The organism is Caballeronia terrestris (assembly GCF_001544515.1).
Lineage (GTDB): Bacteria > Pseudomonadota > Gammaproteobacteria > Burkholderiales > Burkholderiaceae > Caballeronia > Caballeronia terrestris.
On sequence record NZ_FCOL02000028.1, the window covers coordinates 55055 to 73082 of the forward strand.

The 18028-nt window shown below is 64.7% G+C and carries 9 protein-coding genes; 7 read left to right on the forward strand and 2 right to left on the reverse strand.

Annotated elements, in window-relative coordinates; genetic code table 11:
* Window positions 1-24: 24 nt before the first annotated feature.
* The 6 genes from AWB67_RS21690 (at window position 25) to catA (ending at window position 5353) form a co-directional block, all read left to right on the forward strand.
* Complete coding sequence (locus tag AWB67_RS21690) at window positions 25-546, forward strand: methylamine dehydrogenase light chain (protein ID WP_087658283.1); 522 nt, start codon at window positions 25-27, stop codon at window positions 544-546.
* Window positions 543-1022, forward strand: coding sequence for a c-type cytochrome (locus tag AWB67_RS21695; protein ID WP_087658284.1), 480 nt, complete (start codon window positions 543-545; stop codon window positions 1020-1022). Before AWB67_RS21690 ends, AWB67_RS21695 begins: the two co-directional genes overlap by 4 nt.
* Window positions 1019-1480 (forward strand): c-type cytochrome, encoded by a 462-nt coding sequence (locus tag AWB67_RS21700; RefSeq protein ID WP_087658285.1) that lies wholly within the window; start codon window positions 1019-1021, stop codon window positions 1478-1480. Before AWB67_RS21695 ends, AWB67_RS21700 begins: the two co-directional genes overlap by 4 nt.
* A gap of 14 nt (window positions 1481-1494) precedes the next feature.
* A complete protein-coding gene (locus AWB67_RS21705) occupies window positions 1495-3003 on the forward strand; it encodes an aldehyde dehydrogenase family protein (protein WP_087658286.1) in 1509 nt (502 codons plus the stop codon).
* A 10-nt stretch (window positions 3004-3013) separates the two neighbouring features.
* Window positions 3014-4228, forward strand: a complete 1215-nt coding sequence (locus AWB67_RS21710) for a porin (protein WP_087658287.1) — start codon at window positions 3014-3016, stop codon at window positions 4226-4228.
* A gap of 216 nt (window positions 4229-4444) precedes the next feature.
* Window positions 4445-5353 carry a catechol 1,2-dioxygenase gene (gene catA / locus AWB67_RS21715; protein WP_087658288.1) on the forward strand — a complete coding sequence of 303 codons (909 nt, stop codon included), beginning with the start codon at window positions 4445-4447 and terminating at the stop codon, window positions 5351-5353.
* A 29-nt stretch (window positions 5354-5382) separates the two neighbouring features.
* Here the strand turns inward: catA and AWB67_RS21720 are convergent, their stop codons facing one another.
* Complete coding sequence (locus AWB67_RS21720) at window positions 5383-6504, reverse strand: sulfatase-like hydrolase/transferase (protein ID WP_235025252.1); 1122 nt, start codon at window positions 6502-6504, stop codon at window positions 5383-5385.
* Between the two features lie 38 nt (window positions 6505-6542).
* A complete protein-coding gene (locus AWB67_RS41910; protein ID WP_235025253.1) occupies window positions 6543-7058 on the reverse strand; it encodes a sulfatase-like hydrolase/transferase in 516 nt (171 codons plus the stop codon).
* A gap of 692 nt (window positions 7059-7750) precedes the next feature.
* On the opposite strand from AWB67_RS41910, the gene AWB67_RS21725 reads away from it, so the two are divergent.
* A complete protein-coding gene (locus AWB67_RS21725) occupies window positions 7751-18019 on the forward strand; it encodes a cadherin-like domain-containing protein (protein WP_235025255.1) in 10269 nt (3422 codons plus the stop codon).
* Window positions 18020-18028: the final 9 nt, after the last annotated feature.

The window sequence follows — 18028 nt, forward strand, 5'->3', positions numbered from 1 at the left end:
ATTCAATCGAACAGGTGAGCGTCCATGAAATGGCTGGATTCATTCTTTGAGCATTCCGCGCGAGGCGTCGCGCAACGCAGTTCGCGGCGCGGCGCAATGGCGAAGCTCGGCAAGGCATTGGTCGGCTCCGCGATGCTGCCGCTCCTGCCGGTCGATCGCACGGCCAATGCAGCCGAGCCGAAAAAGCCGGCAAGCGCGTTGAGCGACGATCCAATGAGCTGCGACTACTGGAAGTACTGCGCGATCGACGGCTGGCTTTGCAGCTGCTGCGGTGGCACGTCGAGCAGTTGCCCGCCGGGCACGACGCCGTCGCCTATCACGTGGATCGGTACGTGCCGCAATCCGCACGATGGCTCGGATTACATCGTGTCGTACAACGACTGCTGCGGCAAGACGAGTTGCGGCCGGTGCTTCTGCAACCGCAACGAACGCGAAAAGCCGCTCTACAAGCTCTCGCTCGACAACGACATCAACTGGTGCATGGCCAACGGCAACTCGAACTATCACTGCTCGGTGTCGGTCTTGCTGGGAGCGGCGACGCAATGAAGAACCTTCGGCCATTGATGATGGCGGTCGCGCTCGCGACGGCCTCACAACTCGCCTTGCCGCAAACCGTCCAATTCCCCGGCGGCAAGGCCACTTTCGACGGCAAGTGCGCGGTCTGCCATCAGGCGGGCGGCAAGGGCATGGACGGCCTCGCGCCGCCGCTCGTCGAATATCCGGGCAAGTATGCGGATTCGAAGGAAGGCCGCGCGCAATTGGGACACACCGTGCTCTACGGCATGTTCGGTCCGATCAAGGTCAAGGACAAAACCTACAACTTCAAGATGCCAGGTTTCGCCGCGCTGACCGATGCGGAAATCGCTGACGTGCTGAACTACGTCGTGTTCGACGTGAACGCGCAGCACGGCGCGGCCAAGCCATTCGATGCCGACGAAATCCAGGCATTGCGCGCGAGCACGCTGGATGCGTCCGCGGTTCATAAGCAGCGCGATGCCGTGATTAAAGGTCTCGGGCTATGAAGCGGCGTGCGTTGTGGCTCGCGGTGAGCGCCGCGATGCTTTCGTGCGCGGCAACGGGGAGCCATGCGCAAAGCTACGATGAAGCGCGCGCTCGCCAGGCGTGGGTGCTCAATTGCATGGGTTGTCACACGGCGGACGGTTCTGGCATTCCGGGCAAGGTGCCGCCCTTGCGCGATTCGCTCGGTCATTTCGTGTCGCTGAAAGACGGGCGCGACTTCGTGATGCGCGTGCCGGGCGCATCGAATTCCGCGTTGAGCGACGCGGAACTCGCGAACGTCCTCAACTGGGTGCTCGGCACGATGAACCCGCAGTCGCGTCCCGCGTCGCTCGCACCCTATACGGCCGATGAAGTCGCCGCGCACCGGCGGCCCGCGCTGACCGACGTTGCACGCGTGCGCGCGAAGCTCATCAGGCAATTACAAGAGAACGGCGTGAACGCCGTTCCCGAACACTACTAGGACCAGGAGACACCATGACGGATAACAGCGAGCATCTTGCGATGCTCGATTCGACGCGCGCGTTCCTTGCAGCGGACAAGCGCATGTTCATCGATGGACAATGGCGCGATAACGCGAAGGGCGCGACGCTCGACGTGATCAATCCCGCCGACGGCAGTTTGCTCGCGCGCGTGCCGAGCGCGGACGAGGACGACGTGGACCTCGCCGTGCGCGCTGCGCGCCGCGCTTTCGACGATTCCGACTGGTCGCGCATGAAGCCGACCGATCGCGAGCGTATCCTCTTACGCGCCGCCGAACTCATCGAAGCGAATGCGCGCGAATTGGCAGAGATCGAATCGCTCGACAACGGCAAGCCCGTCACGGTCGCTCAAGGGCTCGATGTGTCGATGGCCGCGCAGTGTTTCCGCTACATGGCGGGCTGGGCGACGAAGATCGAGGGCAGCACGCTCGATCCCGCGATTCCGTACAGCCCCTCCAACGCGTTTTTCGGCTACACGCGCAAGGAAGCGGTCGGCGTAGTGGGCGCGATCATTCCGTGGAATTTCCCGCTGCTGATGGCATCGTGGAAGCTCGCGCCCGCGCTTGCGACGGGCTGCACGGTGGTGCTAAAACCCGCCGAGGACACGCCGCTCTCCGCGTTGAGGCTCGCGATGCTGCTCGACGAAGCCGGCTTGCCGAAGGGCGTAGTCAACGTCGTGACGGGGCTCGGCCGTAGCGCGGGCGCTGCGCTTGCGCGGCATCCCGGCATCGACAAGATCGCGTTCACGGGCTCGACGCAAACGGGCAAGGCCATCGGCCACGCGGCGCTCGACAACATGACGCGCATGTCGCTCGAACTGGGCGGCAAGTCGCCGGTGATCGTGCTGCCGGACGTGGATATCGACAAGGCCGCTGAAGGCGTGGCCAACGCGATCTTCTTCAACTCGGGGCAGGTGTGCACGGCGGGCTCGCGCGTCTACGTGCACGAGAAAGTGTTCGACCGCGTGATGGAGCGCGTCGCGACAATCGCCGATGCGCTGCCGATGGGCCCCGGCCTCGATGCCGCTACGCAGATCGGGCCGCTCGTCTCGGCGCGCCAGATGGATCGCGTGCTCGGCTATATCGAAGCAGGCCGCGACGAAGGTGCGCGTGCAATCGCGGGCGGAGCGCGCAAGGATGGCAAGGGCTTCTTCGTCAAACCGACGGTGCTCGTCGACACCGATCATTCGATGCGTGTCGTTCGCGAGGAAATCTTCGGGCCGGTGCTGGTCGCGATGCCGTTCAGGGATATCGATACCGTGGTCACGCAAGCCAACGATTCGCCGTATGGTCTCGGCGCGAGCATTTGGTCGAACGACTTGTCGGCGATCCACAACCTCATTCCCCGCATCAAGGCGGGCACGGTATGGGTGAATTGCCATTCGCTGCTCGACAACGCGATGCCCTTCGGCGGTTTCAAGCAATCAGGCTTCGGCCGCGAACTGGGGCGCGCCGTGATCGACATGTATACCGAGACGAAGTCGGTGCTCATCAATCATGCGTGAGGGCGCACGAATGACCCGGAAGACATTCAAGCGATCGCTGGCGGCGGCGGGTGCGCTCGCCGCGTGTTCGAGCGCGTGGGCGCAAAGCTCGGTGACGCTCTATGGCACCGTCGATGCAGGCATCACGTACACGAGCAACCAGCAGATCACGCAGGCAGATGGCAGCGTCGGCTCGGGGCACAACTTCGCGTTCTCGGGCGGCAACCTCGTGCCGTCGCGATACGGGTTGCTAGGCATTGAAGATCTCGGCGGCGGCCTGCAGGCGAAGTTCATGCTCGAGAACAGCTTCTATACGGGCAGCGGAAACTTCGTGCAAGGCGGCTCGCTGTTCAATCGTCAGGCATGGGTCGGGCTGGCTCAAGAAGGCTTCGGCACGTTGTCGCTGGGCCGTCAATACGATTCGTACTCGGACTTCCTCGGGCCGTATGTGTCGAGCAACAACTGGGCGACACTCTATGGCTCGCACCTGGGCGACGTCGACAACCTGAACGAAGCGTTCAACTTCAACAACGCGATCAAGTACACGAGCCCCGACTGGAACGGCTTCTCCGTAGGCGGCACGTATAGCCTCGGCGGCGTTGCGGGCGACTTCGCTCAACGACGCGGCTACGCATTCGCGGCGACCTACGCGCGCGAGCCGTTTTCGGTCAGCGCGGGTTACCTGAACCTGCACAACCCGCTCGATGCAGCACTCGGCGGCTCGGCGGGCTATATCGGCGACTTCGCCTGTTCGAACCCGTCGGCGCTCTATTGCCAGTTGCAGAACGCCGAGGCGTTGAAGGCGTATGGCGCGGGCGCATCGTATGTCATCGGGCCCGCGACGATCGCGTTGACCTACACGCACACGAAGCTCGAGCACAGTCAGTATTTCGCCGACAGCGCGAACCCGCAGGGCCGCAACGTCGCGTTCGATATCGGCGAAGCGAACCTCACCTATGCGGCGACGCCGTTCCTGCAACTGGGACTCGCGTATATCTACAACGTCGCCAAGGTGGATGGCGGTTCGTCGACGCGCTTTCATCAGGTGAACCTCGGCGCGAACTACGCGTTGTCCAAGCGCACCGCGTTGTACGGCGTCGCGATCCTGCAGAAAGCGACTGGCGCAGGACTGGGCATCGATCCTGTGACGGGTGCGTCGGCCAACTATGCGCAGATCCCCAATCTGCCCAATTCCAATAATGACCGGCAAGTGTCCGTGACGCTCGGAATCCGGCACAACTTCTGAGCTTGTGGACCGAGGGCCGCAACCCTGCAAACGATCATCGTTTGCAGGGTTTTTTCGCTTGTGCTTTAGCTCGTGCATCGATCAATTCGATGAATGCACGACGCCATATATGATTGATTTGACCGATAAGAACTCGTCCGTTAATTTTGTCGATACTCAGGGACGTATAGGGCTTAAAGCTAAAACCGTCCCCGCAAAAGAAACGGAGACACCTGCATGAACAAGCAAACCATCGACGCGCTGCTGCAAAAAATCAACGACAGCGCCACGAGCGAAGGCAACGCGCGCACGAAGACGATCGTGAACCGCATCGTGTGCGATCTCTTCCACACGATCGAAGACCTCGACGTGACGCCCGGCGAGTTCTGGGCGGCGCTGAATTATCTCGGCGAGACGGGGCAGAGTGGCGAGTTCGGCCTGCTCGCGGCAGGTCTTGGCTTCGAACATTTCCTCGATGCACGCCTCGACGAGAGGGAAGCGAAGGCCGGTCTCGAAGGCGGCACGCCGCGCACGATCGAAGGGCCGCTTTATGTGGCGGGCGCGCCGGAGTCAGTGGGTCACGCGCTTCTGGACGACGGCACGAGTCCCGGTGAAACGCTCGTGATGCGCGGCCGCGTTCTGAGTGAGAACGGCAAGCCGCTCGCGAATGCGCTCGTCGAAGTGTGGCACGCGAACCATCTCGGCAATTACTCGCACTTCGACAAGTCGCAGGCCGCGTTCAATCTGCGTCGCTCGATCCGCACCGATGCTGACGGCGAGTATGCGTTCACGAGCGTAGTGCCGGTGGGCTATAGCGTTCCGCCCGGCGGCAAAACGCAGCAGTTGCTCGATCAACTGGGGCGTCACGGTCATCGTCCGGCGCATATTCATTTCTTCGTATCCGCGCCGGGCTATCGCAAGCTCACGACGCAGATCAATATCGACGGCGATCCGTATCTGTGGGACGACTTCGCGTTCGCGACGCGCGACGGGCTTGTGCCGGAGGTAAAGAGGGCGGAGGGCGCGGAGGGCCAGCCGTATGGCGTGCAAGGCAACTTCGCGCTGATCGACTTCGACTTCACGCTGTTGGGCGAATGCGGCGATGTGCCATCCACCGAAGTGGAGCGGGTTCGGGCAGGAGCGTGATTCACGCCCCCGCTTCCCTCACAACGCGACTAATTCCCCGTCGGCATCGGGATGTTGAAGCCTTCCTTCTCCAGCGACTTGCGCAAGTATTCGAGCTGCTGATATTGCGTGATCGTGATCGGACCTGAGTACGAAGCGCTTTGCAACTTGCGCGGCGGGTACTTGATGTAGGTCTTCATCAAATCCTTTAGCGCGCCCAAGAATGCCGGCATCGTCCAGGTGCGTTCCGTGTAGTTGTTCATGAAGAGGTCGTAGCGTTCCTGCGGATCCTGATACAGATCGAAAATCTGCGGGACCGTTGCGACGTATTTTTCCGGGCCCTTCCAGCCCAGGTTGGTGTCGGCCGCCAGGCCGCCGGTCAGCGCGCCGCCATCGCCGCGAAGATTGAAAACCGCCTTGTAGTGTCCGAGACGCACGGCCCCCGGCGTCAACTCGTTCTCCGTGAAATAGAACCACGCCGTGCGCTCGGACTTGCCCGTGCCGAACAGGATCGGCGTCATGTCGTAACTGTCGAAAATGATCGGCTTGCCTTCGCGATCGTTCTTCGGCAATGCGACGCCCGCCACCTTGGCGAACGTCGCCATCAGATCAAGTCCGCCCACGATGTCGAAATTCCGCGTATTGGGCGCGATCTTTCCAGGCCACCACGCAATGGCTGGCGCGCGAGTTCCGCCTTCACGGTCGGTGCCCTTCGTGCCGCGGAACGGCGTGTAGCCTGCATCCGGATAGACGTCTTGCCACGCGCCGTTGTCGGTGGTGAAGATGACGAGCGTGTTCTTGTCGAGTCCCTTTTCGCGCAGCTTGTCCATGAGGCGGCCGACGCGAGCGTCGAGTTCGACCATCGAGTCGGCGTATTTGCTCTTCGAAAGCGACTTGCCGATGTAGTCCGGGTCCGGCAGGTTCGGCTGATGCACCTTCATGAAGTTGACGTTGAGAAAGAACGGCTTGCCGCTTTGCGCCGCCTCGTCGATGTCCTCGAGCGATCCCTTCTCGATGTATCGATCCACGAAGGGAATGCCGACGATTCTGTTGGCCGGATCGTTTTCGTATTGCCCGTTGACCTTGAAATCCTCGTGCGCCTTTTCACCCGCTTTACCCGACAGCATGCCCTTGGTGACTCGCGTGAACATCTCGCGTTGCTGCGGGTCCATGTCCGGGAACCACTTCGGATCGGCATACGTGTACGCGTTCAGTGATACAGGCCGACATACTTCATGTCGTCGTAGCCCTGCGCGTTGGGCAGCGCGTAATCGGATTCTCCGAGGTGCCACTTGCCGGTGAAGTACGTCTTGTAGTTCGCGAGCTTCAGCACCGACGCAAGCGTCCATTCAGCCGCAGGAAGTCCGCCGCCCTCGCCCTGGAACGACACCGTCGTCATGCCGCTGCGATTCGGATTGCGGCCCGTTTGCATCGCCGCGCGGCCGGGTGTGCAGCTCGGCTGCGCGTAGAAATCAAAGAAGGTCATGCCTTCGTTCGCCATGCGGTCTAGATTCGGCGTCGGCATGCCCCGGCCTTCGCCGCCGCCATAGACGCCGAGATCGCCCCAGCCGACATCGTCGGCGACGATCAATACGATGTTGGGCTTGCCTGATTGCTGGGTATCGGTTTGCGCGTGTCCGTGCGTTGCAAGCGCGAGGATGGCCGTGGAAATCGCCAGTAACGAGATCGATTTGATCGACCGCCCGTACCGCAATTGGTGTTCCATCTTCGAGCTCCCAAGAGGATGCTTCAGGACTGGCTGATGTGAAGATTGTTAGTCGTTGCGATTCGTGTACAGCGAGTGTGATTTCACAACCGATATCAGAATTCGCGCTGCATTGGAATCAAGAACGAGAAAATATTTCGCGCATTTCTTTTCAGGTGGAATTGCGATGCAGCATTTAGCACCCATCCGACTATGCGATTGCCTGAAGCAAAAACGCTTGCTTAAAAGCCGGGAGCAGTAAAGCGTTCGCTAACCGATGGCAAGCTGATCTTTCTATGCACTAGGCGAGCAAAGTTGATCTACCAGATTCACGAAAACGCTCGCTATACTCGGATAGGTTGCCGCGATTGGTTTGGGAAGGTTTGCCTCTTAGCGCGTTGAAACTCACCACCTGCAGGCGAGCACCGCGAACCATTAAGTCGCATCGGGGTTTTACAGGGTTTGTCGACTAAATGTCTACCACGCACCCTTTAGCGAATGCGCTTGCCTGCTTACGGCCGCGAAGCCATGCTTTGGCGCTGGAGCCGCGAATCCTGTTCGATGGCGCCGCCGCCACCGCGGCTGATCAGCAGCATCACAGCGATGGCGCGCACGTCGCTAACGCAGCGGAGCATGCCGCTACCGGCGAATCGCGCGTTATCGTTCCGCCTCCTAAAGCACCCGCGCCTCCCGCTCCCGCGCAGAATCTCGTCGTGCTGGATAGCCGTGTCGAAAACAGTCAGGCGTTGCTCGCGCAATTGCCCGCGAACACGCGAGTCCTGGTTATTGATTCAAATCAGAATGCCCTATCAGCGATTAGCGCGACACTTGCAACAATGGGCAAGGCCGATTCGATTCAAATCTTTTCGCACGGCGCATCTGGCCAATTCACGCTCGGCAATCAGACCTACACCAGCGGCAACATCGCGCAGATGGCCGATACGCTTGCAGGCTGGCGCAGCGGCCTGAATAAAGACGCCGATATCGAGCTGTACGGATGCAACGTCGGCGCAGGCACCGCGGGCAGGGCGCTCGTTCAGACGCTCGCGCGCGTGACGGGCGCGAGCGTTGGAGCATCGAACGACAATACCGGCAGCGCATCGCATGGCGGCGACTGGACGCTCGAAGTGACGAGCGGCACACTCGACAAGCCCATCGCACTGAGCGCGTCGGCGCTGGCCCATTTCGACGGCCTTCTCGCCGACGCGAGCCCGACGACGACCCTCTCGGCGGCGACCAGCAACGTCCTGCTCGGCGACCAGTTCACATTCGACGTCTCGCTGACGAATGCATCGTCGCAAGTCGGCTATGCGCCTTACATCGACCTGCTTGTGCCCGCCACGGGCAAGGACGGCAACGACGGCGTGTCGTTCGTCTCCGCCTCGTATCTGGGCCAGGCCGTGACATCCTTCACGCTGACTTTCGACGCCAACGGCAACGCTACGCACCCGCTCGCCAAGGACGCGACAGGCAATCCGCTCGTCATCAACGCAACGACCTTCGGCCTTCGCGCCGGCGACCAGCTCGTCGTGCTGGAACTGCCGTTTGCGAGTGTGTCTCAGGGTCAACCCGCTATCCCGGTCCAGGTCACGGCGCGCCTCAGCAATCTCGCCGATACCGCGTTTTCCAACGGCACGCCCGACCTCACGATAGAGGCGCGCAGCGGCTTCCAGTTCGGCAACGACGAACTCGACAACCCGACGACCGACCCGACGCTCGTCGAGTCGTCGTTCCACGGTTTCGCCGTGCATCCGACGGTGGTCACGCTGCAACAGTCCGTCAACATGACCGAAGGCGAGACGGTCAGCGGGCCGAACTTCGTTCACACCGAAACGGTGACTGCATCGCCCGCGCCGGGGCAGACGCTTGCCAATGTCGTCGTTTCGCAGGACATTCCGGCCAACGTGCAGGTCACCGCGATCACGCCGGGCGCGGGTGGCACGCTCACATCGCTCACGCTGTGGGACGGCAGCGTCATCACGAATCCCGCGGCGATCGCGCTCGCGATCAATAGCGACAGCGCGTTCATCCGCTCCTATTCGATTGCGTACGCCACGCTCGCTGCGCCGCAAAGCACGGTGGTCAGTTTCTACGTGCCAGAGACCGACGCCACCGGCCAGCCCGTTATCGATCCGGTCACCGGCAGCCCGGTCACGATTGCTTTCGGCACCGCGAGCGGAAGCGGCAACTGGGTGCCGCTCGATCCACGTGACCTGACGCCGCCCGCCACGTCGATCGCGTTTTCCGGAACCGGTGACGGCACGGGCACGACGTTCGTCGCGAAATCGGTCACGCTGGAAAAGCAGGTGGTCGATCAAACGGATACCGGACATGCGGGTCTCTCCCCCGGCGACACGCTTGCCTACACGCTCGACATCGCCATCTCGGATTACTTCGCCGCCGGGCAGACCGTGCTCGGCCAGGGCCAGTTCGTGATCACCGACCGCCTGAGCGACGGCCAGACGCTGACGGGCACGCCGACCTTCAGCTATACGGTAGGAGGCGTCACACAGACCATCGCGCTCTTGAGCACGAGCACGCCCAACGCGGACGGTACGACGACACTCACGTTCGACGTCGGCACGTCGATCCGCAATGCGAGCGGGCAGCAGGTCGGCGGCCTGAACGGCGACCTCGCGTTCGACGACGTGCTGCAAGGCGCGACCTCAGCCGCGATCGGCTACAACGCGGTAATCGCCCAGCGTTATACGACGGTCTACGCGCAAAGCGAGATCAACGAGGGCGATTCGCTCGGCAACGATGCGACGGTCGCCGCCAGCCTGCTTGCCGACCGGCTCAACCTGACGGGCGGCGCAGTCTCGGATCAATCGGCGACGGTGAGCACCATTCCGACCGATGCCGTCGATATCCAGCTCGTCAGCGTGAACGGCGCCACGCCGCCCGCGAGCGGCGAGCTGAATCCGGGCGATATCGTCACGTTCAGCATGAGCTACGACCTCGTGACGGGCGACTACGAGCAGTTGTCGCTGGCCGCCTACTTGCCGCTGCCGCTCCTCGACGCGGCCGGCACGACATGGACGCAGGGAACCGGCGTCGGGCAATGGTCGTTCGGGGCGGGCAACACGAACCCGGCCGCGCCCGTCAGCGTCGCCGATGGCGCCGGCAACTCGCTCGTGTTCGACTTCGGCAGCTTCGCGACCAACGCAACGAGCGGCAGCACGATCCAGGTGCAGTTCACGATGCGCGTCGGCGACCAGCCTTACGCCGATCAGCGCTCGCTCGATGTGCTCGCGCAATCGAGCCAGGTCACGACGATCGCGCACCAGCCGCTCGTCTCGTCCGACGTGGCAGTGATCGCGTCGGTCGCCGAGCCGGTGCTGGCGTTGCGGCAAGGCGTCGTCGCGAGCAGCGAAGGGACGATCAGTGGCACATCGGGCACATGGAGCGCACCAGGCAGCGCGGGCGTGCCGTTCGCGGGTACCGTGACGGATATCGGCGCGGTGAACGGCGACGTGAGCGGCATCGACGGGGGCGATATGCTTCGGCTCGCGACCGCGATCGAAAATACGGGCGGCGGCGGCGCGTTCGATGTTGCAACCAGCGTCACGCTGCCCGCCGGCCTGCAGTTCGCAGGCGGAAGCCTCGCGGCATCGAACCTGAGCGTCTATCGGGGCGATGGCACGCAACTGGTCGCAGGCATCGATTACAGCGTGTCGGGCAATGTCGTCACGTTCCTCGACGCCGGCAACGTCGCGACGCTATTGCCCGGCCGCACCGGCACGGCGGCGGATACGAGCGGCGCGAACCTTGTCGTCATCACGTACGACACGATCGTCGGCGCGACGATTCCCGCCGCCAGCACGCTGCAGACCGCAGCCACGCTGAGCAACTACGCGAGCGTGAATAACGGCACCGATTTCACACCGACCGATCTCACCGACACTGCGAACGAGCAGGTCGCCTCGCCGACGCTCAGCGTGCAGTACGCGGGCGGTTCGCTTGACAACGGCGACTCCAGCGCGGTGCACACGACGGGCAGCGATCTCGTCATCGGCGAGAGCATGCAGTACGACATCGTCGTGACCTTGCCCGAAGGCAGCACGCAGAACCTGCGTCTCGACGATCTGATCCCGCCGGGCCTGCAACTCGATACGAGCTTCAACGGCGGCCAGGGCTTCCAGCTCATCACGACCGCCGCGGGCAGCGCCGCGCTTGGCGCGGATTTCAACGGCACGCTCGGGGTCGCGAGCCTGGTCGGCGGGCGATGGACTTTCAATGCATCGAGCGCGACGGCGGACAACGTCGCGGGGAACAACACGTTCGCGATCCGCGTGCAACTGGTCGCGAGCGATGTCGCGAGCAATCAGGCCGGCGTGACGCTGGCGAACAGCGGTCAGCTCGTCTTCAGCGACCCGGACGCCGACACACCGAACGGCGCCGCCGCCGTCGATCGCACGGTCGCGCAGAGCGGCGCGGCGCCTACCGTCACGATCCGCGAACCCACGCTCGTCGTCTCGCAGACCACGGCGACGAACCCGGGCTTGGGCGTCGATCAGTGCGATACGGTCGAATACGACATCACGATCAGCAACGGCAACGCGGCGACGGATTTCAACGCGTTCGACATTAGCTTCCTCGATGCGCTGCCCGCCGAACTCGGCAACGTCGCGCTCCTCGGCGTCACGTATCAGGGCGGTGCGACCAACAACGGCGGCGCGGACTTCGAACTGGCGGGCGGCCAGTTGCGCACCGCGAGCGGCGCCAATATCGACATCGCGAAGGGCGGCAGCATCACGCTGCGCGTCTCCGGCACGGTCCTTCCCGCCGCCGCCAGCGAAATCTCGTTCAACAACACGGCGACCGCGCAATGGACGAGCCTCGACGGCACCGCTGCGGGCGTCGCCGATCCGGCCGGCGAGCGCACGGGCATCGACGGCACGCTCAACAGCGGCGTGCTGAACGACTATCGGGCGACGTCCACGCTGACCGTGCCGGTTGCGCAGGCGGTGCTCGTGTCGCGCGTCGGCGGGCTGCCCGATACGGCGGCCGCGTCGCCGACCAATGGGCTCGACGAGAACGTGACGGTCGGCGAACTGGTGCGCTATCGCGTGGTGGCGCTGCTTTCGGAGGGCACGACCAGCGACTACAGCTTGCAGGTGACACTGCAGAACGGCCTCGCGTTCACCAACGACGGCACGACGCGCATCGTGTTCATCTCGAACAACGGCCTCACCACCGACATCACCGGCCTCATCACCGGCGGTGTGCTGAACGTGGCGGGCAACCAGACGAGCGCCGAGGCGCTGTCGATCCCGCCCGACCTCTCCGGTGCTGCGCCCACCGGCGTGTTCAATCCGGCGGACATAACGGTTTCGACCGATGCGGGCGGTAATCAGGTCGTCACATTCCGCCTGGGAACCCTCGTCAATCAGGACAGCGACACCGACCGCGAAGGCATCTCGCTGGAATTCAACGCGCGCGTGCTGAACCAGGCGTCGAACGCGGCGGGAGCCGTGCTCTCGGCCACCGTCGTCGACCGTTCCGGCACGACGAACCTTTCGACCGCCGAGACGGTGCGCGAGGACGTGGTCGAGCCGTCCTTCACGGGCATGGCGAAGCAGGTCTACAGCTTTGATCCGGCGAGCGGGACGCCCGGCCTGGGCACCGCCGATGTCGATATCAGCTTCACGCAGAGCGGGGCGTCGCCCGCGTACAACGTCGTGCTGACCGACAGCTTTCCAACCGCGTCCGGATACGCGTTCGACCATCTCGTGATCAACGGCGTATCGTTCACTGCGGCGCAGCTTGGCGGGATCGGCGTGAACGTCAACATGACGAACGGGCTGCAAATGACGTTCGACAGAATCGACGCGGGCAGCCAGATATCGGTCTTCTATTCGGCCAACGCGCCGGACAGCGCGCCGATCGCCGCGACCAACGCGACGCTGACGTGGACGAGCCTTCCCGACAACTTCACGACGTGGGGCGGCTCGGGCGTCGGCGCGTCGGGCGCCGCCGACGGCGAGCGCACCGGCAGCGGCGCGAGCCCGAACACATACGTGCGTCAGGCGGGCGCGGGTCTCGGCGTGATAACCGGCACGCTCTGGGACGACACGGCATCGGCGAGCGCGTCGGCCGTGCCGGACGGCCCCGGCCTCGCCGGCCAGCCGGTCACGCTGACATGGGCGGGCGTGGATGGCAACCTCGCCACGACCGCCGACAACCTCGCCTACACCACGACGACGGACGCAAACGGCCAGTATCACTTCGGCGTGCTGCCGCTCGGCACGTACCAGATCCAGGCGCCGACGGGCATGTTGAGCTATCCGCAGCCGGTTGGCGCGCTCGCGATACGCATCGATACCGACACGGCGACGCCGCTCGGCACGGTCGGCATCACGCTCGCGGATGGCGGCACGGCGGCGGCGAACGCTGGCTACGTCGAGCAGAACGACGCGCCGGTCAACCAGTTGCCGGCCACGTCGCCGACGGGACTCGAAGATACCGCTTTCAGCGTTGCGGGCATCACCATCAACGACGTCGATGCCGGTGGCGGCACGATGCAGGTGACCCTCTCCGCGCTGCACGGCACGCTATCGCTCTCCGCGCTGCCCGCAGGCGTCACCGAGTCGGGCGCGAACACCGCCGCCCTGACGCTGACCGGCAACCTCACGGGCCTCAATGCCGCGCTCGCGAACCTGCTGTATCTCGGCCAGGCGAACTACAACGGCACCGATACCCTCACGATCAACACGAACGACCGCGGCAACTTCGGCGATCGCGACGGTAACGGCATCCCCGGCGAACTGACCGATGCGCTCGCTGTACAGAGCACTTTGCCGATCGTCGTCGTCGCGGTGAACGACCCGCCGGTCGCCGTCGGCGATGCGGCGAGCGCCACCGAAGCCGGTGGCACCGCGAACAGCCAGGCGGGCGTGAACCCGATCGGCAACGTGCTCGCGAACGACACCGACGTCGATATCGCGACCAACGGCGACGCGCTGCGCGTCGTATCGGCAGCCAACCAGAACGGCGCGACGGTCAACCTGCCGGGCATCGGCTCGAACACGATCGCGGGCATCTACGGCGCGCTCACCATCGGCGCGAACGGCGCGTATCAGTACACGGTCGACAACAGCAACGCCGCCGTGCAGGCGTTGCGCCTGTCGGGCCAGACGCTGACGGAGCAGTTCACGTATCGCGTCTTCGATACGTCCAACGCGGCCGCGACCGGCACGCTCACGCTCACGATCCACGGCGCGAACGATTCCCCGGTCGGCGTGAACGACGTAGGCTCGGCAACGGAAGCGGGCGGCGTGCTCAATGGCACGGCGGGCAGCAATGCCACGGGCGGCGTGCTCACGAACGACACCGACGTGGACAGCGTGGCCAACGGTGAAACGAAACAGGTCACGGGGATCATCAACCAGCCGGAAAGCGTCGTGAACAGTCCGCTCGCGCAGGTCGCGGCGGGCACGACGAGCGCCACGGGCACGTCGGTCGCGGGTGCGTTCGGCACGCTCACGATCGGCGCGGACGGTACTTACCGCTATGTCGTCGACAACAACAACGCGGCGGTGCAGCAACTGGTTCCGACCGATGCGCCGCTCATCGACACCTTCACGTACCGCATTACCGATGCCGGGGGCCTGAGCGATCTCGCCGAAGTGCAGATCCAGATCCACGGCAGCAACGACAACCCTGTCGCGAGCGATGACCAGGCCGCTGCGGTCGCCGGGTCGGCGGCGCTCGGGGTGAATCCGGTCAACCCGAGCGGCAACGTGATCACCGACGCGAGCCGTCCCGGCACGGGGACGCAGCCGGGCGGCAACGGGATCGATACCGACGTCGATCATACGGGCCAGCCCAATACGCTGCTGACGGTGAACGGCGTGCGCACGGGCCTCGAAAGCGCGGGCGGAGTGCTCGGAGCGGTCGCGGCCGGGACGACTTCGCTCAACGGCACGACGTTGGCGGGCAGCTTTGGCACGCTGCACATCGGCGCGAACGGCACCTATACCTACGACGTGAACAGCAACAACGCGGCGGTGCGCGCATTGGCGCCGGGCGCGACGCTGAGCGAAACCTTTACGTACCAGATCACCGACAGCAGCGGCCTGACGGACCGCGCGCAACTCGTGATCACCGTCACCGGCGTGAACGATCCGCCGCTGGCGCAGAACGACACGGCGCTGGCGGTCGAGGCGGGCGGCGTGAACAACGCCACGGCGGGCGTCAATCCCGTGGGCAACGTCCTGACGAACGACACCGACATCGATCTCGACGCGCTCACGGTCAACGCCGTCCGCACGGGCGCCGAAGCAGGCAGCGGCACGGCGGGCACGCTCGGCCAGCCGTTGCAGGGGCTGTTCGGCACGCTGACGCTCAACGCGAACGGCAGCTACAGCTACGCCGTGAACAACGCGAGCGCCGCCGTGCAGGCGTTGCGGCTGCCGACCGACCAACTCGTCGAACGCTTCACCTACACGATCGCCGATTCGCACGGCGCCACCGATCAGGCCGAGCTCGACATCGTCATTTCGGGCCGCAACGATGCGCCGGTCGCGCAAAACGATCAGGCGACGGCGGTCGAAGCAGGCGGCGTCAACAACGGCACGCCGGGCGTCAACCCGAGCGCGAACCTGCTGACGAACGACACCGACGTCGATGCCAGCGACACGAAAACGATCGACGGCATCCAGAACGGCGGCGAGGCGACGGCTACGACGTTCGCGCCGATCAACGCGACGACGTCGATCGCAGGCGTCTACGGCACGCTCACGATTTCTCCCGACGGCAGCTACACCTATACCGTCGACAACACGCTGCCCGCCGTGCAGCGGCTCACGCCGGGCGAGAGCCTCGTCGACGTGTTCAGCTACCGGATGCACGACGCGGCCGGCGCAACCGACGTTGCGCAGTTGAACGTGCAGATCCAGGGCGCGTGGGACACGCCGGTCGCGCGCGACGACTTCGCGATCGCGGTCGCGAACAACGGCGTGCGCGGCAGCGTCAACCCCACCGGCAACGTGCTCGCGAACGACAGCGACGTCGACGCCGGCGACCTGCCGGATGGAACCGGCGCCCGTACCGGCCCGGCGGGCGCGGGCGGTCCGCTGCTTGCCGTCGTACGCGGCAGCACAAGCGTCGATGGCACGATCTTGCAAGGCCAGTTCGGTGACCTCGTGATCGGCGCCAACGGCAGCTATATCTATCGCGTTGACGCGGCCAACCCGACGCTCATCGCGCTCGGCCCCTTGCAGACGGTGAACGACGTGTTCACGTACCAGGTGACCGACGAGGGCGGCCTGAGCACCACGGCGACGCTCACCGTCGTCGTGCGCGGTCGCAACGATGCGCCTGCCGGATTCGCCGACGCGGCGACGGCCGTCGAGACAGGCGGCGTTAACAACGCTGCGCCCGGTCTGAACCCGGCCGGAAACGTGTTCGCCAACGATACCGACGCCGAAGGCGATGCGCTTCACGTCGCGGCCATCCGCACAGGTGCCCCGGCGGCGGCTCCGGGCGATACGGTCGGCGCGGTCGGGAGCGTGCTGCGCGGCACCTACGGCGACCTGACGCTCAACGCCGACGGTACTTGGAACTATGTCGTCGACAACGCTTTGCCGGCCGTCCAGGCGCTGCGCACGAACGGCCAGACGCTGCAGGACGTGTTCACGTACACGCTCGCCGATGTCTTCGATGCGCGCGGCACGGCCGAACTGCGCATCACGATCGAAGGGCAGAACGACACGCCCGTTGCGAACAACGACGCCGCGACCGCGATCGAAGCGGGCGGCGTGAACAACGGCACACCGGGTCAGGACGCGCGAGGCAACGTGCTCGCCAACGACACCGATGTCGATAGCGTTGCGAACGGCGAGACGAAGCAGGTGGTCGAGGTATCGAACGAGGCGGGCGGACCGGCGGGCGCGGGCGCCGGGCTCGCGGGGAACTACGGGCATCTCACACTCAACGCGGACGGCACCTACGACTACGTGGTCGATAACGCCAACGCCGCCGTGCAGACGCTGCGCACGCGCGACGAGACGCTCACCGACGTGTTCGTGTATCGCATGCGCGATGCGGCGGGCGCCGAGGCGACGGCATCGCTGACGATCCTGATACGCGGCGCGGACGACACGCCCGTCGCACGCGACGACGGCAACGTCGCGACCGACCAGACACCTGCGCCGCAGGCCGCAGGCAACGTGCTCTCGAACGATACCGACGTCGATGCCAACGATCATCTGACCGTGGCCGGCGTGCGCACGGGCGAGGAAGCAGCTACAGGGACACCGGGTACGCCCGGACTGGCGCTCGCCGGTCGCTACGGCACGCTGACGCTCAACGCCGATGGCAGCTACACCTACCAGATCGACCTGTCCAATCCGCAGGTGCTGGCGGCGGCCGGGCTCGGCCAAGTGCTGCAGGACCCGTTCACCTACACCGTGCGCGACGACGCGGGCGCGACCGATCAGGCGCAACTCGTCGTCACGCTCGACATCGCCACGCCGTATATTCCGCCGCCCGGCGGCGCGTATTTCATCGGCACTGAAACTGCACCGTTGCAAGCCGGGCCGCTGAACCCTGCGCTCGACCCCGCCGTCTTCGTCACGCCCGAAGTGGAACAGGACGCGGCGCAAGCGCTGGCGTCGAGCCGTGAAGCCGATGGCAGCCAGATAGGCTGGCCGCTCGATCCTGGCCATGTCGATGCGCCCGTCGGTGTCGGTTTGGGCTTCGTGCCCGGCGAGTTCGTCGGCCGGGCGGTGCGCGCGAGTCAGCGGGAAAGCGCCTTCGACCGCGCGTGGATCTTCGGGCGGCCGGGGCGCACGAGCCTGAGCGCGGACGGGCTGCTCCCGGACCCGTCGGTCTTCGCGCCGCTTCCCGACAACCTCACTGACGGATGGCAGCCCCTCGTCGAACAGAACACGGCGCAGGGTTTTTCGACCCAATTGCGCGAGGCTGCATCGAAACGGCCGCCCGCGCTCGAGCGCCTGGAAGATTCCATCGAACGCTAGCTTTCGGAC

What these genes read in the sequence shown, in the direction of transcription:
- AWB67_RS21690 (WP_087658283.1), top strand. Translation starts at nt 25, where the DNA reads ATGAAATGGCTGGATTCATTCTTTGAGCATTCCGCGCGAGGCGTCGCG.
- AWB67_RS21695 (WP_087658284.1), top strand. Translation starts at nt 543, where the DNA reads ATGAAGAACCTTCGGCCATTGATGATGGCGGTCGCGCTCGCGACGGCC.
- AWB67_RS21700 (WP_087658285.1), top strand. Translation starts at nt 1,019, where the DNA reads ATGAAGCGGCGTGCGTTGTGGCTCGCGGTGAGCGCCGCGATGCTTTCG.
- AWB67_RS21705 (WP_087658286.1), top strand. Translation starts at nt 1,495, where the DNA reads ATGACGGATAACAGCGAGCATCTTGCGATGCTCGATTCGACGCGCGCG.
- AWB67_RS21710 (WP_087658287.1), top strand. Translation starts at nt 3,014, where the DNA reads ATGACCCGGAAGACATTCAAGCGATCGCTGGCGGCGGCGGGTGCGCTC.
- catA (WP_087658288.1), top strand. Translation starts at nt 4,445, where the DNA reads ATGAACAAGCAAACCATCGACGCGCTGCTGCAAAAAATCAACGACAGC.
- AWB67_RS21720 (WP_235025252.1), bottom strand. Translation starts at nt 6,504, where the DNA reads ATGGACCCGCAGCAACGCGAGATGTTCACGCGAGTCACCAAGGGCATG.
- AWB67_RS41910 (WP_235025253.1), bottom strand. Translation starts at nt 7,058, where the DNA reads ATGGAACACCAATTGCGGTACGGGCGGTCGATCAAATCGATCTCGTTA.